Source organism: Kribbella sp. NPDC050241 (genome assembly GCF_044459685.1).
Classification (GTDB): domain Bacteria; phylum Actinomycetota; class Actinomycetes; order Propionibacteriales; family Kribbellaceae; genus Kribbella.
This window is the reverse complement of record NZ_JBITJE010000010.1, coordinates 240,624-261,073: the sequence shown is the minus strand read 5'-3', so window position 1 is coordinate 261,073 and position 20,450 is coordinate 240,624. Positions and strand designations below refer to the sequence as shown.

Annotated in this window: 19 protein-coding genes; 10 read left to right on the top strand and 9 right to left on the bottom strand. The window is 68.7% G+C overall.

Translation table 11 applies throughout. From position 1 onward, the window contains the following. Positions 1-116: 116 nt before the first annotated feature. Entirely contained in the window at positions 117-413 is a 297-nt protein-coding gene (locus tag ACIBG5_RS35490) for a helix-hairpin-helix domain-containing protein (RefSeq protein ID WP_396395918.1), read from the bottom strand. A 100-nt stretch (positions 414-513) separates the two neighbouring features. Between ACIBG5_RS35490 and ACIBG5_RS35485 the strand changes: the two genes are divergently transcribed. Beyond that, on the top strand, positions 514-984 hold the full coding sequence (locus ACIBG5_RS35485) for an AAA family ATPase (protein WP_396395917.1): 471 nt from the start codon (positions 514-516) through the stop codon (positions 982-984). A 2-nt stretch (positions 985-986) separates the two neighbouring features. Here the strand turns inward: ACIBG5_RS35485 and ACIBG5_RS35480 are convergent, their stop codons facing one another. After that, on the bottom strand, positions 987-1,637 hold the full coding sequence (locus ACIBG5_RS35480; RefSeq protein WP_396395916.1) for a hypothetical protein: 651 nt from the start codon (positions 1,635-1,637) through the stop codon (positions 987-989). Positions 1,638-1,871: 234 nt separating this feature from the next. Then, complete coding sequence (locus tag ACIBG5_RS35475) at positions 1,872-2,924, bottom strand: aldo/keto reductase (RefSeq protein ID WP_396395914.1); 1,053 nt, start codon at positions 2,922-2,924, stop codon at positions 1,872-1,874. Positions 2,925-3,053: 129 nt separating this feature from the next. Here ACIBG5_RS35475 and ACIBG5_RS35470 point away from each other — a divergent pair, with 129 nt between their 5' ends. Both ACIBG5_RS35470 and ACIBG5_RS35465 read left to right on the top strand, forming a co-directional pair. Beyond that, the gene (locus tag ACIBG5_RS35470; protein ID WP_396395912.1) at positions 3,054-3,638 is read left to right on the top strand and encodes a TetR/AcrR family transcriptional regulator; all 585 of its coding nucleotides are present in this window, start codon (positions 3,054-3,056) and stop codon (positions 3,636-3,638) included. 66 nt (positions 3,639-3,704) lie between these two features. Then, a complete protein-coding gene (locus ACIBG5_RS35465) occupies positions 3,705-3,833 on the top strand; it encodes a hypothetical protein (protein WP_396395910.1) in 129 nt (42 codons plus the stop codon). On the opposite strand, the gene ACIBG5_RS35460 is transcribed toward ACIBG5_RS35465, so the two are convergent. Together ACIBG5_RS35460 and ACIBG5_RS35455 are read right to left on the bottom strand one after the other, a co-directional pair. Next, on the bottom strand, positions 3,823-6,939 hold the full coding sequence (locus ACIBG5_RS35460; protein ID WP_396395909.1) for a chromosome segregation ATPase: 3,117 nt from the start codon (positions 6,937-6,939) through the stop codon (positions 3,823-3,825). The two genes, ACIBG5_RS35465 and ACIBG5_RS35460, sit on opposite strands and share 11 nt — an antisense overlap. A gap of 76 nt (positions 6,940-7,015) precedes the next feature. Next, on the bottom strand, positions 7,016-7,702 hold the full coding sequence (locus ACIBG5_RS35455; protein WP_396395908.1) for a hypothetical protein: 687 nt from the start codon (positions 7,700-7,702) through the stop codon (positions 7,016-7,018). A 614-nt stretch (positions 7,703-8,316) separates the two neighbouring features. On the opposite strand from ACIBG5_RS35455, the gene ACIBG5_RS35450 reads away from it, so the two are divergent. Further along, positions 8,317-8,520, top strand: a complete 204-nt coding sequence (locus tag ACIBG5_RS35450; RefSeq protein WP_396395907.1) for a hypothetical protein — start codon at positions 8,317-8,319, stop codon at positions 8,518-8,520. A gap of 178 nt (positions 8,521-8,698) precedes the next feature. Here the strand turns inward: ACIBG5_RS35450 and ACIBG5_RS35445 are convergent, their stop codons facing one another. Continuing rightward, positions 8,699-9,889: a hypothetical protein gene (locus ACIBG5_RS35445; protein ID WP_396395906.1), complete on the bottom strand. Its 1,191-nt coding sequence runs from the start codon at positions 9,887-9,889 to the stop codon at positions 8,699-8,701. 499 nt (positions 9,890-10,388) lie between these two features. On the opposite strand from ACIBG5_RS35445, the gene ACIBG5_RS35440 reads away from it, so the two are divergent. From ACIBG5_RS35440 to ACIBG5_RS35425, 4 genes are read left to right on the top strand one after another with little or no spacing between them, the layout of a single operon-like run. Next, the gene (locus ACIBG5_RS35440) at positions 10,389-11,183 is read left to right on the top strand and encodes a TrmH family RNA methyltransferase (protein ID WP_396395904.1); all 795 of its coding nucleotides are present in this window, start codon (positions 10,389-10,391) and stop codon (positions 11,181-11,183) included. A gap of 47 nt (positions 11,184-11,230) precedes the next feature. After that, complete coding sequence (locus ACIBG5_RS35435) at positions 11,231-12,211, top strand: SGNH/GDSL hydrolase family protein (protein ID WP_396395902.1); 981 nt, start codon at positions 11,231-11,233, stop codon at positions 12,209-12,211. Then, positions 12,208-12,849: a maleylpyruvate isomerase N-terminal domain-containing protein gene (locus ACIBG5_RS35430; RefSeq protein ID WP_396395901.1), complete on the top strand. Its 642-nt coding sequence runs from the start codon at positions 12,208-12,210 to the stop codon at positions 12,847-12,849. The genes ACIBG5_RS35435 and ACIBG5_RS35430 overlap by 4 nt, the downstream gene beginning before the upstream one ends. A gap of 20 nt (positions 12,850-12,869) precedes the next feature. After that, the gene (locus ACIBG5_RS35425) at positions 12,870-13,220 is read left to right on the top strand and encodes an iron chaperone (RefSeq protein ID WP_396395900.1); all 351 of its coding nucleotides are present in this window, start codon (positions 12,870-12,872) and stop codon (positions 13,218-13,220) included. Positions 13,221-13,419: 199 nt separating this feature from the next. Here ACIBG5_RS35425 and ACIBG5_RS35420 read toward each other — a convergent pair whose 3' ends face one another. Together ACIBG5_RS35420 and ACIBG5_RS35415 are read right to left on the bottom strand one after the other, a co-directional pair. Further along, positions 13,420-14,868: an SWIM zinc finger family protein gene (locus ACIBG5_RS35420; RefSeq protein ID WP_396395899.1), complete on the bottom strand. Its 1,449-nt coding sequence runs from the start codon at positions 14,866-14,868 to the stop codon at positions 13,420-13,422. Further along, positions 14,865-17,696 carry a DEAD/DEAH box helicase gene (locus ACIBG5_RS35415; RefSeq protein WP_396395898.1) on the bottom strand — a complete coding sequence of 944 codons (2,832 nt, stop codon included), beginning with the start codon at positions 17,694-17,696 and terminating at the stop codon, positions 14,865-14,867. The genes ACIBG5_RS35420 and ACIBG5_RS35415 overlap by 4 nt, the downstream gene beginning before the upstream one ends. A 131-nt stretch (positions 17,697-17,827) precedes the next feature. Here ACIBG5_RS35415 and ACIBG5_RS35410 point away from each other — a divergent pair, with 131 nt between their 5' ends. Further along, entirely contained in the window at positions 17,828-18,811 is a 984-nt protein-coding gene (locus ACIBG5_RS35410) for a zinc-binding dehydrogenase (protein WP_396395897.1), read from the top strand. Here ACIBG5_RS35410 and ACIBG5_RS35405 read toward each other — a convergent pair. Continuing rightward, the gene (locus ACIBG5_RS35405) at positions 18,793-20,100 is read right to left on the bottom strand and encodes a diguanylate cyclase (protein ID WP_396395896.1); all 1,308 of its coding nucleotides are present in this window, start codon (positions 20,098-20,100) and stop codon (positions 18,793-18,795) included. The genes ACIBG5_RS35410 and ACIBG5_RS35405 overlap by 19 nt on opposite strands. A gap of 146 nt (positions 20,101-20,246) precedes the next feature. Between ACIBG5_RS35405 and ACIBG5_RS35400 the strand changes: the two genes are divergently transcribed. Beyond that, positions 20,247-20,444, top strand: coding sequence for a DEAD/DEAH box helicase (locus ACIBG5_RS35400; RefSeq protein ID WP_131518001.1), 198 nt, complete (start codon positions 20,247-20,249; stop codon positions 20,442-20,444). Positions 20,445-20,450: the final 6 nt, after the last annotated feature.

Genomic DNA, 20,450 nt, shown 5'->3' with positions numbered 1-20,450 from the left:
GTACTGCGACCGGGAGGTCGTGGGAGAGTAGGACGCCGCCGGACATTCACACTGTTAAGGGCCACCCCACAAGGGGTGGCCCTTAACATTTGTCCAGATACTTTGGGTACCGCACGTCACTGGTCAAGCAGTTGTTTGCGGTGTGCGGTGTAGGACCACCACGGACGGGCCGGCTTGCCGTCCGCCTGGTCCACCGCGGACATGACGGTGTCGAGCAGGCACGGATCCAGACGCTGGCCGTCGGCCTCGCACATGTCTTCGTAGATCTCGACGGGATCCCGCCCGGCCAGCTCGCTGATCCGCGTGATGCCGGCCCGTTGGAAATAGCCGGTCACCGCCTTGCCCACGTTCATGAGGTCGGTGAGATCCGAGCGAGAGCTTGAGGCGGTCCTCGTGCGCTGCGTAGGAGACATACGCAGATCGTGCCGCACACTCCCGATACTTGTCTTGAACGATTCGGACATTGCCCGCCCAGCGGTCCCACGCACTGCGTAAGGTTCGGGGGTGGCTGTGATGTTGTTGATCGTGGGATTGCCAGGGGCGGGGAAGACTACTTGGGCTCGGCGGCTCGAGGCGGAGCGGGCGGGCGTTCGGTTGACTCCGGACGAGTGGATGGACGCCTTGTTCGGGACGAACGAGGTCGACGGTCGGCGGTGGGTGCTGGAGTCCGAGCTGCTCTGGGGTTTGGCGGCGCGGGTGCTCGAGTTGGGCGTAGACGCGATCCTGGACTACGGATGCTGGTCCGAGGAAGAGCGGGATCTGTTCCGGACTCGCGCCCACGACCTCGGTGCTCTGGCGGAGATCGTCGTACTGGATCTGCCGATGGAGGTGTTGTGGCCGCGGATCGACGCGCGGAGTGCGGCGGTGTCCAAGGGGACGTTTCGGATCAGTCGCGACGAGTTGGAGCTGTACAGCGCTTCGTTCGACGTACCCGGGCCGGCTGAGTTGGCGCGGTGGGATCGGGCCGTCGTGGTGACGGAGTAGGGCTACGCCTCAGGGGCGATGCCGACGAGCGCGGCGGCCGCGCAGATGTGTACGGGCGTGAGGTCGGCGGGGGCGACCGGAGCCTGGAGGAGCGTGCCGCGTTCGAACGGCGTGAGGTCGATGTCGATGCCATAGGCACCGGCCACCATGCCGCGGACGTACGTCAGCCACCCCACCATCGGGATGCCCCGGCGGAAGACGCCGGCCGCGGCAGCCAGTTCGGTGTCGGCAATGCTGGCCCATTCGGGTTCCCAGATCGAGACGACGGCGCGGAGGATCTGGGCGAAGCGGTCGGACTGGGTGAGCGCGTCCTCGTCGCTCCAGTGCAGGGTGAGTTGATCCGAGACGGTTGTGAGCGTGCCGCCCATGGAGAGGTCGAACAACCACGGGAGCTCGCCAGTGCTCTGCAGATGCAGCCGGGTCGTGCTGGACCCGTTCGCGAGAACCTTGGTGGTTGCCTCGACCATCTCCTGGAGCGGCGTGGAGCCGTCGGCGTCGAGGACGTGGTACCCCCAGCGCTCGTCCTGAGTCCAGACGTGTACGTCGGGAAACGCGACGGCGACTGCGGTCAGGGTGCGGCCGACGCGGAGGGCACGGTGCTCGACAGACTCGTCACGGTGGTTCCACTGGGCGCGGAGAAGCCACGATGCCATTCACGCCCTCCGCTCGTCACCCGGTCGGACCTGCCCAGCAGACGGTACGCCGGTAGTCGGACGGTTGGCCAGGGTTCCGCCTACTCGGCGTGAGCAGTTTCGGCAGTTCCCCAGAGAAGTCACCGACCCAGTTTGCTGTACCGGGTCGTCGGGGCCGACCGCGGGGGTGCGGTTTTGGAAGTACGCGGCCGAAGTCGGCCGGCAGCGGTCGGTCCAGATCGCCGGGGGCCTCGGTCAGGCGGCGGCGCGTTCGCTGACGGGTCGACGGCGGAGGTTCGAGCGTTGGATGGCCGGGGGTTGGTAGGCCATGTCGAGGGCGCCGATATCGGTCCCGGGCGGAACGATCTCGTCGATCCGGTCGAGGACGTCGTCGGTGAGCGTGACGTCGAGGCCGGCGAGGAGGTCGTCGAGGTGCTCCATCGTGCGCGGGCCGATGATCGCGGACGTGACGCCGGGATGGGCGATCGCGAAGGCCATGGCCAGGTGAGTGAGCGGCAGCTTGGCGTCCTCGGCGAGTGTGATGAGCTCCTCGACGGCGTCCAGGCGGCGCTCGTCGGTCAGGTGCCGGAAGCCGAACTGCGACCGGTGCGTGGTGTTCTCCTGATTCTTGCGGTAACGGCCGGTGAGCAGACCGCCCGCGAGCGGGCTCCAGACCAAGGTGCCCATACCGAACTGCTGGACCACGGGCAGGACCTCGCGCTCGATGCCCCGGTTGAGGATGGAGTACGGCGGTTGCTCGGTGCGCAGCCGGGTCAGGCCGCGCCGCTCGGCGACCCAGTGGGACTGGACGATGTCCGAGGCCGGCAGCGAGGAGGTGCCGATGGCCCGGACCTTGCCGGCACGCACAAGGTCGGTGAGTGCCGAGAGAGTCTCCTCGATGTCAGTGTCCGGGTCGGGCTGATGAATCTGGAACAGGTCGATGTAGTCGGTGCCCAGCCGGCGCAGTGAGCCGTCCAAGGCACGGATCAGCCAGCTGCGTGAGGCACCTGACCGGTTCGGAACGAAGGGGGTGGCGCCGGTCGGGTCGTAGTTCACGGGGAAGCGCGCCTTGGTGGCGAGTACGACGTCGTCGCGGCGCCCCTTGAGCGCCTTCCCGACGATCTCCTCGGACTCGCCGTGGGAGTACATGTCCGCCGTGTCGACGAAGTTGATCCCGGCATCCAACGCCCGATGGATGATCCGGATCGAGTCGTCGTGGTCGGGGTTGCCGGCGGCACCGAACATCATGGCGCCGAGCGCGAAGGGACTGACCTGGATGCCGGTCCCGCCGAGGGTGCGGTACTGCATAGGGATTCTCCCGAGGTGTTGATCGTGGGATGTGAAGTGCCCGCCGGATGCCGTACGCTGGGCAGAAGCGGAACGCTATTCCGGAACTATACGGAATGGCTTTCCGGAAAAGCAAGGGGAAGGAGTCACGTGACCGAGAAGACGGCGCCGCGCCGGATGCGGTCCGACGCGCAACGCAACCTCGGTTCGTTGCTCGAAGCGGCGAAAACCGTCTTCGCCGGCTCAGGCGTGGACGCGCCCGCGAGAGAGATCGCTGATCTGGCCGGGGTCGGAGTCGGAACGCTGTACCGGCACTACCCGCAGCGCTCGGACCTGGTCAAGGCCGTGTTCCAGCGCGAGGTGGATGCGTGTGCCGATGCGGCGCCGGCGCTGACCACGGAGCACGAGCCGGTAGTGGCACTCGCAAAATGGCTCGACCGCTTCACCGAGTTCATCGCCACCAAACGGGGACTCGCGACAGCGCTCCATTCCGGCGATCCGGCGTTCGACGCGCTGCCCGACTACTTCATGCAGCGACTCGGACCTGCCCTGGGCGGACTGCTCGAAGCAGCAGCCGCTGCCGGCGAGATCCGCGCGGACATCAGCCCGAAGGACTTGCTGTACGCCGTCTCCACGCTGTGCATGCCCTTGACCGATGAAGGACCGGGGTACAGCCAGAGGATGGTCGGGCTGCTCGTCGACGGACTCCGCTACGGCGCCGACACAAGCCGGTGAGGTCGAGAGCATCACGCCTACACGGGCTGCTCACTCAGGTCCCACAGCCGCTGCAGGATCAATGGCATGAGGTACGACGTCAGTCACGACGATCGGCTCGGCACCAAACGCGAGGTCGGCGAGTCTCCCCTGCGGTACTGGCACCGGGTGCGCGATGGAGTGTCGGCCCGCAGGGAAGCCAACGTCACGGGGTGAGAGTCGCGAGCTCGAGGGTGGGCGTTGGACCTCGATACGACGTCAGCCAGGTGCGAAGGAGCTCGACCCGCGCGGCATAGTCCTCGTTGCCCTTGACAACGGGCGCCTGGTTGTAGGCCATGGTGTCCGAGCTGCGGCGGAGCTTCACGTAGAGGCGGGACGATGCCAATGCATAGCGTTCCATGTCGTCCTGGAGGGCCCCGATGACGGTGATGTTCCGGTCGCGGCCGATCTGCTCGAACAGGGCAACCGCCTCGCGGCGGTGCTGCGAGCCCAGGTTGCGGCCGAGTTCGTCGAGGATCAGCAGCAGTGGACGGTCCGAACCACCAGCCAGCGCCGCGGCGCAGACGAGCTTGACCGCCTTCTCGTCCATCTGCGCGGTGTTGCCCTTCACGTTGAAGGCGGAGTATGGGCCGCCCTCGGAACGCCGCCACTTGGGTGTGACGGTCCAACGCCACGGCTTGTCCGGCTCGGCGGGCGGGTCAGGCTCGGGGTACTCGAGCTTCGCGCCGTAGCCGCCGTACTGCTGGTCGAGGCGGTCGAACTCCTGTGACACCAGCCGAAGTCGCGCTTTGATGCCGTCGGCAAGGGATGCGCGGTGGGCGCGGGCAGTACTCTCGGCCTCGCCGAGTCCTTCGCGGGCGCGCTCGAGCGCGGCGTTGCGTTCGGCGCGCTGGCTGGCGATCTGTTGTTGCTGCAGGCTGTCGAACGTCTCGTGCTGTGCGAGGTGGCTGCTGAGCGTCCGGTGCAGCGCCGGGACCAGGCCGACTCGGGTGCCGAGCGTGCCGTTGGTCCAGCCGTCCGCGCCGTTCAGGATCTCGAAGAGCTCGGTCGGGATCTCCTCCCGCGACCGCGCGTTCGGGAAGCAGCGGCGGATGACGTCGTCGAGTTGCGTGCAGGCCTGATGGTTCCAGTCAGCGGTGGTACGACGTTGCGCGTCGTCGGGCAGTCCGAGGATGAATTCCTCAGCCTCCGCGGGCGTCGTACCCCACGCCGTGGCTCGCGTGGTCAGGTCGAGTGAGGTCTGCTCCTCCAGCAACGTCAGGCGGCGCGCGGCCAGATCGTCGAGGATCCGCTCGTGGTCGCGGCGGGTCGCTTCGAGGTTCTTCAGCCGTTCGTCGCGGACGAGTTGCTGCCCGGCCGCCGCCTCCGCGGATTCCTTTGCCGCCTGGAGCTGCGGTGCGAGCGAATCACGGTCGTTCTCGTGCCTGTCGATGGAATCGCGCAGCGCAAGGATCTGCTCCTGCACCGACTCCGCGTCGGCCAGCGCCCGGGCGGCCGCCGTACGACGCTCTGCCTGCTCGACTCGTGCACGCGCTTGGTCGAGCGCTCCTGACGCAACGCCGCGGGCTTCGACTGCGGCCTCCACCCGGCGGCGAGCAGCCTCGATGCGCGCGGTCCGCCCGGTCAGCGGCTCGTCGAACTGGCCGACCGCCACGACGCCGGCGACGTCGTCGATGTTCTCCTTGGTCGCGCGCTCGCCGAGCACAACGAAAAACTCGTCCAGCGTGAAGCGCTTGTCGGCTGACTTCGGTCCGCCGCGCAATCCCTTGCGGGCATCGGGCCGATTCGCCAGCACCAGCAGGAATCCGGCGTACCCGGCCTCCGCGAGAGCAGCCGACGCGACTGCCGCATCACCGGCGTCGATGACGACAGCCTCGCGGTACGGCGCCAGCCGCGGCTCCCACTCGGCACGCGCGGACGACGACAGCTCGGTGATGTCGGTCAGCGCACCGCACTCGATGCCTGCGTTCTCCAGCACCTGCTGCTGCGTCGCCGAGACGGTCTGACCGCTCTCGGCTTCGCGCAGCTCGGCCGTCGCGTAGTCGACCGCGGACCGCGCCGCGTGGTCCCGTCCGATGTGCTCCTCGAGTACGGCGCGCGCCTCGGACTGCTCGTCGGCCGCAGCGGCGAGGTCGCGCCCGTCCGCCGAACGCCCCGCCTCCAGCAGCCGCCGATGCTCCTGGCCGAGCCGCTCGAGCTGCTCGCGCACCGAACGTTGCGCAAGGTCGAGCTCTCGGTCGCGTGCATCCAGCTTGTCCCGCTCCTGCCGCGTTAGTTGGACGTCGCGCAGCAGCAGCTCTTCATTGCCAAAGGCATCGATCTCGTGGTCGACCGCCTCGCGCCGCGCCTCCTGCTCCGCGACCCGCTCATCGAGTACCGCGAGCTCCTGCAGGATCTCGCTGTTGCGCGCGTCGCCGTCGATGAGGTGCCGCGCACACCGCGCCCGCCAGGACTCCTTCGCCGCGGCCAGTGCCTCCCGGGCCGCGCCGCGCTGGAGGATGCCGGCCTCGACGGTCGCCATCTCCTGCTCCCACCGCTGCAGGTCGGCCGTCGCCTGCTTGGTCGCCTCGCGCTGGGTGTGTTCAGCCGAGCGATGCGCCTGCTCCTGCTCGAGCTCGTGATCGAGTCCGGTCAGCGTTGCGATCGCGTTGAAGATGCGCGCCGGGCCGAGCTCGTTGAGCGGCTCGGCGAGCAGGTTCGCGGTCGGGCTGGACCGCACCGACGTCGACAGGAACGAGACGCACCGCACCTGGCCGCCGTACAGGACCGTGGACAGCTTGTTCGCGTGGAAGTCAGTGCGGCCGTTCGAGTGCGGCAGCGCAGCCCACAGCGCGTCCGCTCCCGCGGCCCGCTCGGCCTCGGTCGCGCCGTACGGGACGTGCAGGCCGCTCTTCCAGCGCAGATCGATGTACGACGCCTTGCGGTTGATCCGGATCCACACGGTGATCGCGGCCGCTTCGAGCTCGTCGAGATCGGTCAGCTCGGGATCGGAGAAGACGCCCACGATGTATCCGCGGTCGACGTTGGACCAGTTGCCCTCCTGCCCGGCCGCCTCGGCGGTGAACAGGAGTTCGGCTGCGCCGGGCGCCCCACTGGTCAGACGCCATTGGTCGTCCGCATGTAGCAGGCTGAGCGCGGCGATCCAGGACGACTTGCCGGCGCCGTTCGAGTCGGTCGGCCCCTGGCCGGCAACCGTGACGAGGCCCTGCCCGACCATCGGAATCGGGTGCGTCGACAACCGCGAGAGATCCACGACCTGTACGCCGAGCAGCACCTTGGAACCGAGGATGTCGAAGGGACCGTCCTCCACCGCGCCGCTCATCCACGTCCTCGCTTCGCTCCGGGCGCGGATGAGGCACCCAACGCACTGTGCTCGATAGTGAACTCGCCACGCTCGTTCACGCCGCTCCTTCTTCCACACTGCTGTCTTGCTGAATGTCAGGGTCGGCGATCGCCGTGCCGTTGCGGGCTCGGATGGCTTCGGCGATCGGGCTGGCCGGCGCCGCGGCGAGGATCAGCTGATCTTGCAGTCGGCGCCGCGCGGCCGGTGTGAGCCGTTGGAGCTGTGGACCGGGGATGTAGCTCGGTCCGCCCGAGTGATCGCCGGACAGCTGGATCAGGCCGGCCGCGCGTAGGCGTTGCAGTGCGAGCCGCCGTTCCTCGCCGCTGATTCTCGTGGTCCGCAGCTCGTCGACTGTGGTCGGCCGGGCCGACTTCCAGCTGTCGCCGGTCAGGATGCCTTCGCTGCGGGGGATCGCGACGGAATGAATCAGCACGAGCACCAGCACGGCACGGTCCACCACAGACAAGGGCTGCCAGCCCTGCGTCGTCAGTGTTGCGGCGATGTCATCGGCGTATCCGGAGGTCCAGTGCGTGCCGTCGACATGGACCAGAGTGCGCCCGATGAGCTTCAGCATCTTCTGGACATGTCGACGAAGCGTCACGTCCCTGAGGCCGGCCAACTGCACCTCGGCCACCGGATGCGCGGCGTACTGCACGGCGCTGAAAGCAGCCAGCACCTCGTCGCGGGACCGGTCGCTCAGATCCTGCAGCAGAGGGTCGAACAACACATGCTGCTCAGTCATCGGACACCTCCGTCTGAGAGGTGTCCGCCAGGTCGGTGTCCGCAGCGGGCGGGTCGGTGTTCGTAGCAGCTGGGTGGGCATCCGTAGCTGCGGAATGGGCGTCCGCAGGTGCCAGGTCGGTGTCCGTAGGACCTGGGTGGGCGTCCGTAGCTGGGGAATGAGTGTCCGCCAGGTCGGTGTCCGCAGTGGCCGGATCGGTGTCCGTAGCAGCTGGGTGGGCATCCGTAGCTGCGGAATGGGCGTCCGCGAGGTCGGTGTCCGCAGCGGGCGGGTCGGTGTCCGTAGCTGCGGGACGGGTGGGCGTAGGTGCCGGGTCGGTATCCGTCGCCGGTGATGCAGAGTCGGTCGCATGGGAGGAGGCGTCCGTGGCCGGGGGTGCAGCGGCCGTCGCGGCTGCGTCCGGGAGCGGGTCCTCCGGGGTCGGGTCGACCGGAGGTGTGGTGGTGAGGGCCGGCGGTGGGGGCTCGGGTAGGTGGCGGCAGAGGTCGCGGAGGGTGGATTGATCGGTCGGGGTCCAGGTGATGACGCGTGGACCGAGGCGGACCTCGCCGGCCTTTTCGTTCCACAGCAGCCAGTGCGTGGCGTGCAGACGCCGGAGGCTTCCGATGATCAGGGTGAGATCACTCGATTGCTCGGCGCGGCCCCGCATCCCGGCGTACACGGACCTGATCTGGGCAAGCGTCCCGGTCGAGCCTGGCCAGGCCGGTCCGCTGCGGTCGGTCCAGCAGCAGGCGACGCAGATCGCGAGCACCCGCGCGGTTTCGTTCGGCTGCTCCACGGCGACCGGGGGAGTGCCCAATTCATCCAGCACGGCATGACCCGCGCCGGAAGGCATCGTCGGCACCAACCACACGCTCGAGCCATCCGGCGAGGCAGCCCGAGTCAGGCCTGCAACCGCGGGCGTATCGGGCGACACCTCGAGCGGCCCAGCGGACTGCACCTTTGCCCACCACAATGCGTTGTACAGCCGCCGTTCGACGGCCTCGGACGGAGTACTCACCGCGTCACCCGCCGGAACACGCCCTCGGTCGCCCACGGCGTCCCAGCAGCCGGATCGATTCGCATCCCGTCGGACCACACCAGCTCGTAGTCGAGCTCGTCGTGGAGATGCGCGGCCGTCAGCTCAGCCAGCACTCGCCGCGCCGTGATCCAGTCGCCGGCATCGTCCACGACCTCGACGACGTCGACCGACGATCGCCCGGCCAGCACGCGCTCGGCCTCGGCGCGGAGCTCCTCCCGATCCGTCGCGGCCGCGGACTCAGGCGCGTCGGCGTCCGCGGTCGGTCGCGGTGGCGCCATGCGTGCTGTCCCGCTCCGCCGTCCTGTCTCGACGGCCTCGACCATCGTCTGCGGCGAGAAGTCCGGCGCGGCCGCATCGAACAGGAGCCCGTCCAGCACGCTCGCGAGTACGTCCGGCTCACTGCTTCGCGTGAACGTCAGCCAGGTCTCGATCGGCAGCAGCCCGAGTGCGCGCGTCGTACCCGCTCTCTCTACCAGCCGGCCGGCCGCTAGTTGTACGGCGTCGGCGTACGCCGCCAGCGCCATCCGCAGCGACGTACATGCGCGATGCAGGCTGGGCCAGCGGTCCAGCACGATCCTGTGCACCTTCTCGGCCTGTTCGATCAGGCGCTCATTTCCCCACGCGAGCTGTGCGTTCTCCCGGAGTTGCGCGGTCGTGCTGGTCGAAACCAGGATCGCGAGCTCGTTGCCGAGCAGCCGGAACACCTTGGTCAGCCGCTCGATCGACGCCCTGCCTTCGTCCTCGGTCGCGCTGGGATCGCTGACGCTGTGGGCCTCGAGGGTGAGCAACTGGTGCAGCTCGCCCTGACCGCCCTGCACCGACATCCGGCGCAGGAACATCAGCATCACGTACGGCGCGAATGCGGCTCGGTGACGCAGTTCGTTCGGACGGTCTACGAGTTTGGTGATCGCGCCGTACTGCCGCAGAACCTCGAAGCGACGGACGATCACGTCATGTGGATAGGCCCGGCAGGCGAGGGTCGCCTGCTCGACTGTCAGGCCGTCGCTGCCGGCCTCGGCGAACGCGTCCAGGATTGCTTGGTCGACGTCCAGCAGGTCGGGGTCCACGATCATCGCGCCGGCCTCGCGGGCGAGCACGGCGAACACCTGACGGTAGACGCGCAGTACGGCCGCCTCGGCCTCCGCGTCCAGCAACGTCGCGTCCATCGCCTGCTCCTCCCGTGTGGCGCCGCCCCGCGAGCGACCGGCAACCAGAGAAAGGACTCTAACCACCCACACCGACAGTCCAAAACCCGGCCGCGTCGGACCTGTGGATAAGGGCAGAAACGGCGGTTGGGTGGGGTGCACCGACAGTCCAAAACCGGGCCGCGTCGGACCTGTGGATAAAGGCAAGAACGGCGGTTGGATGGGGCGCGCCGACAGTCCAAACCGGGTTTGCCCCGAGCGTGTGGCCAAAGACAAGACGGCGGTTGGTTGGGGCGCATCTGGAGCCTGTGGACGACTGGTGTGTGAAAACCGGATGACGGGTGTGGAGGCCGCTGCCTACCATCCTGGCGTGGAGAGAATCCAAAGCATCATTGGTTGACGCGGTCCAGGTAGACCGCGTCCATACCACGGCGCCTTAGGGCGTTCGCCACGCCGGTGCGGAACCCATCACAGGGTCCCCGGCGAGCTTTCTCGTTCTCTCCGTACCGGAGTTACGCACATGACTGTGCCGCACGCGCGCCCGATCGGCGCGCAACACCCTAGCGTTCGCGACCTGCTCACCGTCCGCAAGGACGCCTCACCCGGCCGGATCATGGTCGAAGGCGGCTGGGAACACGACCGCCTGCTCGCCACCGACACCACGATCGACACCTTCTACTGGTGCCCTGAGGCCAGTACGACGTACGCCGCACGCCGGATCGCCGAGCGCGCCGGTCAGGTGTACCGGATCTCGGAGAAGTTGCTCGCCCGGCTGTCCCGCAAGACCCGCTCCGACGGCCTGATCTCGATCGCCCGGCTGCCGGTGTGGAAACCGCAGTCGTTCCGCTTCACCACGTCCTCGATCGTCCTGGTCGCGGACGGAGTCGAGTACGCCGGCAACCTCGGCACCTTGATCCGCACCGTCGACGCTGCCAAGGCCGACTGCCTCATCCTCACCAGCAGGCGGGCACGGCCAAGCCACCCGTCCGTGTACTCGGCCAGCCGCGGGACGATCCTGTCGACGCCGGTGCTGGAGTTCGACGACATCACGAGCGCGGCGGCGTGGCTGCGCGGCCACAACTTCCGCGTCCATCTCGCCGACCCAGCCGCCGGCGGGAGCTACCGCGGCGTCGACTACGACGGGCCGACCGCGTTCGTTGTCGGCTCGGAGGGCAACGGGCTGTCGAAGGAGTGGCACGCGCAGGGTTTCGGCGGCGTGTCCATCCCGATGCTCGGCCAGGCGGATTCGCTGAACGTCGCGCTGTCCGCGGGCATTCTGCTGTTCGAAGCGCGGGCTCGCAAGGACGGCTGGTGATCGGCCAGGCAGAATTGCACTGCCACCCACCACGAGGAGTGTGAGACGTGCCGTTCGAACCAGGCGAGGTCGTCGCCCCGTCAGATCCGCGCATCGTCCTGGAAGGCCAGTGGGGTCAGCAGCCCGGGGTGGCGATCACCGTCAACTCCGGCTCGCGGATCTCGTTCTCGTTCGCGGGCGAGAGTGTGCAGTTGCTGTTCGACACGGCCGGACTGACCGTCGCGCCGCACCTGTGGATCACGATCGACGACGGTGCGCCGGTGCTCCACCTGATCGAGAACCCGGTGATCGAGTTGACCGCGCAGACTGGCAGGCATCAGGTCGAGGTCGTAGTCAAGGACGTCAACGAGCACGTCAACCGGTGGAACCCGCCGTTCGAGTGCGCAGTGGTGTTCGCGGGTCTGTTGCTAGAGGTGAACTCTAGAGTGCGGCTCAGCGGGCGGCCGGGCGGTCCGCGGATCGAGTTCTACGGCGACTCGATCACGCAGGGAGTGCGGTCGCTGGGTACACATTCCGAGTCGGAGGGCGCCGACGGTACGACGACGTACGCGTATCTGACCGCCCGCGCGTTCGGCGCGACGTCCCACCAGGTCGGGTTCGGTAGCCAGGGGATCATCAAGCCGGGCAACGGCGAGGTGCCGCCGGGGCCGGAGTCGTTCGGGTGGAACTTCGCCGGCTCACCTGCTGAACGGGTCACCGCGCCGGATGTCGTCGTACTCAACCTCGGCGTCAACGACGAGACGCTGGAGCCGGAGCCGTACGCCGCCTACGTGGCGCGGGTGCGATCGGCGTACCCGGAGACCACGATCGTGTCGCTGACCCCGTTCAACGGTAAGCATGCCGACACGATCGCCGCGGCCGTCAAGTCGCTCGACGACCCGAACGTCGTTTGCATCGACTCGACGGGCTGGATCACCGAGGACGACTGCACCGACCTTGTCCACCCCTCGGTGGCCGGCCATGCCAAGATCGCCGCCCACCTCATCCCCGCCCTCGAAACCCACACAACCCTCCGCCGTCGCGGATGATCACCGCGGACGACCTCGAGTCAGCGGTCGACAGCCTCGTCCAAGCCTTGCGCCCCGCTGTGGATGCGGACTGGAACGTACCGGCCGGGTCGATCGAGTGGACCTGCCGCGCGACCGCCGAGCATCTCGGGCAGGCACAGCTGCACTGGGCATCGCAGCTCGCGGTCGGTGCGCGGACGCAGTACGTTCGCTGGTCCGCGCGGGCGCAGGAACTCGCCCCGCCTGCCGGCGTACTCGACTTCGTCGAGGCGGCGGGGAGCATCCTCGCCTTGGTGGTTCGCGCGAGCCCGCCCGACGTGCGTGCGTTTCATCCGTGGGGCGTCGGCGATCCTGAGGGCTTCACCGGCATGGCGTGCGTGGAGGCGCTCGTACACGGCCACGACCTCACCACCGGCCTCGACTGCTCGCTCACCCCACCGCCTGACCTCTGCGAGCGGGTCCTGACCCGGATGTTCCCGCACGAGCCGCGCGCGACTGCTGATCCCTGGCTCAACCTCCGCTGGCTCACCGGTCGCGCGCAGATCCCGGCCACCCCGCCGCCCGCGTCCTGGAAATGGCGGCCAACACCGCTTGCGGAGACCTGGGACCCGAACCCGACGCCCGTCCCGATGCCGTTCACCCCGCTGCGCCGGTCCTGAGGTTCGGGCACCATGGCGGTATGGCGGAGAAGTTCACGAGCGTGGACGAGTACATCGCGTCGTTCCCGGCCGATGTCCAGGAGATCCTGCAGGAGGTACGCCGTACCATCCACGCCGTCGTCCCTGACGCGGGCGAGAAGATCAGCTACCAGATCCCGACCATCACCCTCGACGGCAAGTCCCTCCTCTACTTCAGCGGATGGAAAGAACACATCGCGCTCTACCCGATCCCACCCCTCGACGACGCCCTCTCCGCCGCGATCGAGCCCTACCGCTCCGGCAAAGGCACCCTCAAGTTCCCCCTCGAACACCCCATCCCCTACAACTTGATCACCACACTGACCCAAGCCTTCGTCACCGCGCGGACCTAGGTGTTGGTTGTGAGGTTGGCTGGTGGATCCCCGAGGGTCGGCTGACTGGCGGTGCCGGCATCTGCGGAAACAAATGGCCGGCAGGTGACCAGAAGTTTCCGGAGAGCGGAGGTCCGGCCGGGTCGAGGACGTGCAGGCGGGGTTGCGCCACAGCCCGATGCGGCACGGCCGCCCCGGCCTGGGTGGGAGCAGCCGGCCGTCACGCCAAGGGCGTGAGGAGGTCTTGGGGGTCGGGGGAGGGTGGGCGGGTGAGGGTCCAGTCGTTGAAGTGTTGGTCGAAGCGGTACCAGAGTGCGTCAGGGCCGAGGCGGAGTTGGGTTTTGCCGGCGGTGACGCGGTTGGCTTCGATGGTGGCGCCGGGGAGGGCTTGGGCTGCTTCGGCCAGGGCGGCTTCGTCGATGGTGGTTGGGGTGTCGACGGTGGCGGAGAGGCCGCCGGGGCCGCCTTCGCGCCAGGCGACGGCCCAGCTGGTGAGTTGACGCGCTGGTACGCCGGCTCGGTGGGCCAGGTCGGCCAGCTCCGGGGTGCCGAGGAGGTGGGAGGCGCGGCGGGCCAGGTCCTGGTCGGAGGTGAGGCCTAGCCCCGCGTCGCCGTCGCCGGATGCGAACTCCCAGGCTCGGCGTGCCGCGTCTGTGGCCAGGGCAATCAGATCGCGTACGTCGACGCCCGATGAACGCGGTGGATCCAAGGCCTGCACCGCCGCCGGCGATCCGGGCGACCCCATCGGTCGCGGCGGAACCGGCACAGGCACTCCACCGTAAGCAGTAGCGCGAGCCGTGGCGGAGGTGGCGTGGCCTGCGGCGGCGCGGCCAGGGGAGTCGGAGGTGACGGGATCACGGGCGGCGCGCCCGGAGGCGACAGTGGTGGCAGGATCGGGGGTGGCGCGGCCGGAAATGTCTGTGGTGGCGGGATCAGGGGCGGCACGGCCGGAGGCGTCAGTGGGGGCGCGGCTCGGGACGCGGGCCGCGAAGGTTTTGGCGAAGGCGGCTATGGCTGGGATGCCTGGGGGTGGGGGAGTGCGGGGCGGGGTAGTGGGGGACGGGCCGGTGCGTCGGGAGCGGAGGATGTTGAGCAGTTCGTCTTTGCGGCGGCCGCGCAGAAGCAGCAAGGCGAACGGATCGTCATCCAGCGCATCCGTGACCAGGTAGCAGACGGCGGCGGAGTGTTTGCACGGTACGGCGAAGTCCGGGCAACTGCAGTTGGTCAGCACCTCACCCGGACCCGGCAACAGGTCCAACCCAGCGGCACGCACATCGTCGACGACCTCGGGCGGCAACTCGCCGTCGAGCAGCGCCGCCACGCGGCCGATCTGCGACGACACCACCTTGAGTACGGCGTCCCACTCGGCCGAGGAGAACGCGCGGATCCGCACCGTCACCTGGTACGGCGTGACCCGGCTGCCCTGCACGACCGCATCGACCGAACCCGGCGACACCGTCAGCTCCAGCACACTCCCGCGCCGTGCGTAGGACCGCCCACGCGAGAGCCGGCCCGGATCCAACCGAGCGCGATGCTCCAACGCCTCCAACCACGCCCGTCCCCACCACGTCGCGCCGAACGGACGCCGGCTCCCCGGACCCCTGGCCGCCGGCAACCCTGCGTCCTCACCTGAACTCCGCCACCCCTGCCAAGGCACACGCTCATTCATGAGCCGAACTCCAGGGGGCCGGATCCAGGAGCTGATTTCCCAACAGCAGAAGGGTTGTAGGCACTGGCCGACCCCGACTTCACGGGTCCGGTCGACAGCTCGACCAGCTCGCTCAGCTCCGCATCCGACAGCTCGCTCAACCACGCTTCACCCGAACCGACCACCGCATCCGCCAGATTGCGTTTGGCCGCGATCACCGTCGAGATCCGATCTTCCAACGTGTTCTCGGTGACGAGCCGATGCACCTGAACCGGCCGATCCTGACCGATGCGATAGGCCCGGTCGGTCGCCTGATCCTCGACCGCCGGGTTCCACCAGCGGTCGTAGTGGACGACATGCGTCGCCTGGGTCAGTGTCAGCCCGACCCCACCGGCCTTCAGTGACAGCAGGAACACCTGAGCCTCGCCGGCCTGGAACTGCTCGACCATCTGCTCCCGCTTCCGCACCCCGATCCCACCGTGCAGGAACAGCGTCCGGACCCGTCGCGCCGCCAGATGGGCCTCGATCAGCCGGCACATCTCGACGTACTGGCTGAAGATCAGCACGGACTCGCCTTCGGCCAGGATCACGTCGAGCAGTTCGTCCAGTGCCGCGAGCTTGCCCGAACGGCGCTCCAGCGGTCCCGGCTCGTGCAGGAACTGGGCCGGGTGGTTGCAGACCTGCTTCAACTGCGTCAGCAGGCTGAGCACGAGACCGCGCCGCGCGATCCCTTCCGCCGACTCGATCTTGGCGAGCGTCTCCTTCGCGACGGCCTGGTACAGCGTGGCCTGCTCCGTCGTGAGCGGTACGACGAGGTCGTGCTCGGTCTTCTGCGGCAACTCCGGCGCGATCCCGGGATCGCTCTTGCGCCGCCGCAGCAGGAACGGCCGTGTCACCCGAGCGAGCCGCGCGGTCGCCTCCTCGTCGTGATACCGCTCCACCGGTACGGCGACGTCGTGGCGGAACCGGTCGAGCGTGCCGAGCAACCCCGGCGCGGCCCAGTCCAGGATCGACCACAGCTCCGACAACCGGTTCTCCACCGGCGTCCCGGTCAACGCGATCCTGGTTGCCGACGGCAACGTCCTGAGTGATCGCGCGGTCCGCGACAGCGGGTTCTTCGCATGCTGCGCCTCGTCCGCGACCGCCAGTCCCCAGAACACCTCACCGAGCACGCGGTGGTCCTGCCGAACCACGCCGTACGTCGTGAGCACCACCTCGTCCGGTGCGAGGTCGCTGAGGCTCCGCCCGGTGCCGTGGTACCGCCGGGTCGTGACGTCGGGCGCGAACCGGGCGAACTCCCGCTCCCAGGTCCCGAGCAGCGTCGACGGACAGACCACCAACGTCGGTCCGCGACCACGACCGAGGAGCTGGAGGTGCAACGCGATCACCTGGATCGTCTTGCCCAAACCCATGTCGTCGGCGAGACAGCCACCCAGACCGAGATCGGCGAGGTGCGCCATCCACGCGACACCGCGCCGCTGGTAGTCGCGCAACGTCGCCTGCAACCCAGCCGGCTCCTCGAACGGCGCAGGCTCCTCGGCTGCCCGCAGCCGCGCGATCATCGAGGCCAGCGACCCATTCGCGTCGAACGCGACGAGCTCACCGTCCACCTCGATCGTCCCGGTCAGCGCAGCGCCGAGCGCTTCGGCTCCCGTCAGTTTGCGGGTCCCACCACGCCGCAGCTTCTGGACCAGGTCGTGATCGACCCGGACCCATCGGCCACGCATCCGGATCATCGGCCGCTTGGCCTCCGCGAGCGCCGCCACCTCCTGCTCGGTCAACTCCTGTCCGTCGAGCGTCGGTCGCCAACGGAACGCGACCAGATCGGTCAGGCTGAAGTCAGGCCCGGTCACCGCTCCGGGCGTCGGCGTCGCGACAGTTCCGCGCACCGCCAGCTCGCCAGCGAACAACTCGGTCGGCCAGAGCACTTCGATCCCAGCGCCCTCCAACGCCGTGCTGCCCTCAGTCAACTCCTCCAACGCCTCGTCATCGACCCCGACCTCCGCCGGCGCCGCGTCCCGCAACGCCGCACCCAAGGGCGGCCAGACCCGAGCGCCGCGCCGGAGCGCCAATAGCAGATGGGTCTCCGCACGCTCCCCGAGAGCAGCCAGCACGGCCGCTGGCGCACTCCACACATCCGACACGTCCATCAGCAGACTCGGATCCACTCCACTGCGCAGTTGCAGCACAGCGCGGAACTCATCGGCCGACTCCGAAGGCGGCTCGATCCGCAGCACCAGGCGCGCCCCGGCCTCCTCGCTCAGCGCGGTCTCTTCCAGCCATGCAGTAGCTCCGGTCACCTCCACCGGATCAACCCCAGCAAACGCCGCCGCGCCAGGACGTACGGCGACCGGCGCGGCCGCTGTCCGCACCAGAGTGTCGGCCAGAGCGTCCCAGAACGACCGCACCAGCGGCTCTGGGTCGACCAGCCGCACCGGCCGCGTCCCTTCGATCGGCAACGCGTGCCCGTACGGCGGCATCGCCGCAGTAAGGTTCCGCAACCACCCCCGGTCCAACGGATCCAGCGGCGCCACCCGCCAAGCGCCGTACCCACTCGGACTTCGATCCGGGACGAGTCGACCGCGTGCGATCAACCCCATCCCCGCGAACGCCGCGGCCCGCCACGCCTGCCAGCTGACCGAGCCCTCGAGCGGTCGGCCGATCCACTCGAGCACCTCGCCGATGCTCAGCAGACGGGCCGGCACGGTGGTACGCCGCACCTGGGATCCCTTGGGCAGCACGAGATCCACGGTCCCGTCGGCCGTCTCGCCCGTCGCCGAGAGGTCGCCGTACAACGCCAGCCGGCCCGCGCGCGGCGGGTCGGCAGGGACGAAGACGGCGTCGAACATGCCCTGCACAGTACGCCGGACCACCGACAACTTCCCGCCCGTCGCCGACGACCTGTGGACAACCGCCGGAGTTGACCTGAACCAACGTTGAGGTTGCAGGCTCGGAGATAAATCAGAGCGAAGGAGTGAGCATGCGTGCAGCAGTGGTGACCGAGTTCGGTGGGCCCGAGGTGATCAGGACCCAGGAGTGGCCGGATCCGGTGCCGGCGGCCGGTCAGGTGCTGGTCGAGGTCGAGGTGGCCGACGTCATCTTCGTCGAGACCGCTATCCGGCGTGGCCAGCACAGCCAGTTCTTCGACGTGACACCGCCGTACGTCCCGGGGGGTTCGCTCGGTGGCCGGGTGCGCGCGGCCGGACCGGGTGTGGCGGACGACTGGATCGGTCAGACGGTGGTCGGCCGGGCCGTCGGCTTCGGCGCCCACGCCGAGCTTGCGGTCGCAGCCGCGGACGGTTTGGTCAAGGCGCCCGCCGGACTCAACCTGGAGACCGCGGTCGGCGTCTTCGGCGACGGCTTCACGGCCCTGATGCTGGAGGAGCTCGCGCCACCGATGCAGGGCAAGGAGGTGCTGGTCACCGCGTCCGCAGGTGGCATGGGTCTGCTGCTGACCCAGCTAGCGCACAAGGCCGGCGCACATGTCATCGCAGCTGCCCGCGGTCAGGCGAAGCTCGACCTCAGCAAGGCGCAGGGCGCCGACGTTGTGGTCGACTACTCCAGGCCCGGCTGGGACAAGCTGGTCCTCGATGCAACCAACGGCGCGGACATCGTCTTCGAAGGCGCCGGCGGTGAGCTCGGCGCGACGGCGTTCACGGTCGTCAAGGACGGCGGCTGGTTCTCCGCGCATGGCGCTCCGAGCGGCGGCTTCGCGGCGTACGACGCGGCCGAAGCGGAGCGCCGGGGCATCACGGTGAAGGGGATCGTCGATCTGCGCGCCGACTCGACCAGTACGACGGTCACCGGTGCGGACGTGCTTGCGAGAGCCGTTGCCGGAGACCTAGTGCCCGTCGTCGACCAGACCTACGACCTCGATCACGTGGCCGACGCCCACACTGCCCTGGAGCAGCGCACGCTCCTGGGCAAGGCCCTGATCCGAGTGGCTCAGTCGCCGACCGGCTGATCGGTGTGGTCGGTCACCGCAGGCGGGTTCGGACGGGCCGCGACGATCCGGTTGCGTCCGCCCCGCTTCGCGGTGAGGAGTGCGTTGTCCGCCGCGAGTACCAACTGGTCCATCGTGGCGGCGACCTCCGGATACACCGCTGCGCCGAACGACGCCGGCACTCCGGAGATCACTGCGGTGGTATCCGTGCTGGTGTCCACTGACACGCTCAGCGTGCTGAGCCGGTCCCGGATCCTCTCGGCCACCTCGAGCACCTCAGTCTCGGTGGCTCCCGGCAGCAGCACAGCCAGCTCGTCTCCGCCGACCCGTGCGACCAAGTCGCCGACCCGGACCTCCGCGCGCACGCTCTCACCGACCGCACGCAGCGCCTGGTCCCCGGCCGGGTGGCCGTAGGTGTCGTTGATCTCCTTGAACCGGTCCAGGTCCAGCATCAGCAGACCGACCGTGCTGCGCATGGTCTCCGCCCGCGCCAGCTCCGTCGGCACTGCATTGGCCCAGTACGCCGGAGTCGCCAGACCAGTCTTGACGTCCGTCCCAGCAGCGCGCTGGAACTGCGGCAGCAGCAGATCGCGGTGCAGCGCGAGCACCGTCACCATCAGGATCGGCACCACCCATGGGTACGACGCCTGCAGTCCGGCAACCGCCACACCGAGGCCGAGCCCGGCCACCACGACGAGCTGATCCGCGAGGTCTCCCAGTGCGCCACGGGCGGTGGCTTCGGGGGAGGACAGCAGGATCGCACCGATCACCAGCGCGAAGTTCACCAGCCACCACGTGGACGCAGCGGCCACCACGACCAGCAGGGTCCACGGCCCGGTCGGCACCCGCGGCTCGTTCAGCAGACCCCCGGCGCGGAGCACTGCGGCCGCGGCTCCACTGGCGAGGACGAACGTGCTGGCCGAGAACACCTTGCGGTGCGCGATCGTCCGTCCGTAGACGCGGATCCACGAGTACCCGTACGACACCACGACGAGGCCGACGACCAGGCTCAGCGGAAGCAGCAACAGGCCGGCGAACACCCACAGACTCTTCAGATTGGTGTACGGCGAAGTGTTCGCCGCCATCTCGCGTCGACGCTCGATTCCGCGGGCAGACTCCAGGTGAAGCACCGAGGCGGCCGCCAGTACGGCGAAGGCGACCCACTCGGTCGGCCTGACGCCGGTCCGGGCGCCGGAGACCGTCGAGGCCACAGCCAAGGCGGTGATGACGACTGCGACGGCCTCGACGCCGAGCACATAGCTCAGTGCCGGGCGCGGCAACGACCAGAGCTTCCATCGACGGGGTGGCACCCACCTGCTCCGACCGATCAGAATCATGGTGGCCTCACACGGATAGACCTGAACGGTTATTCCTGAATAGTAACTGCCTGTTCACGCGAGGTCATCCCCGACCCGCAGTTATTCCATCTGACGGATGGCGAAGGAAGGACAGCACCATGTCGAAGATCAGCACCGGGAACGAGTGGCTGCACGGCGGCAACGAGTGGTTCACCGGGGGCGGCAACGAGTGGTTCCACGGGGGGAACGAATGGCTGCACGGCGGGAACGAGTGGTTCACGCAGGGTGGCAACGAGTGGCTGCACCGGCCGGGCGGATCCGGCAACGAATGGTTCACCACCGGCAACGAGTGGTGATTCCTG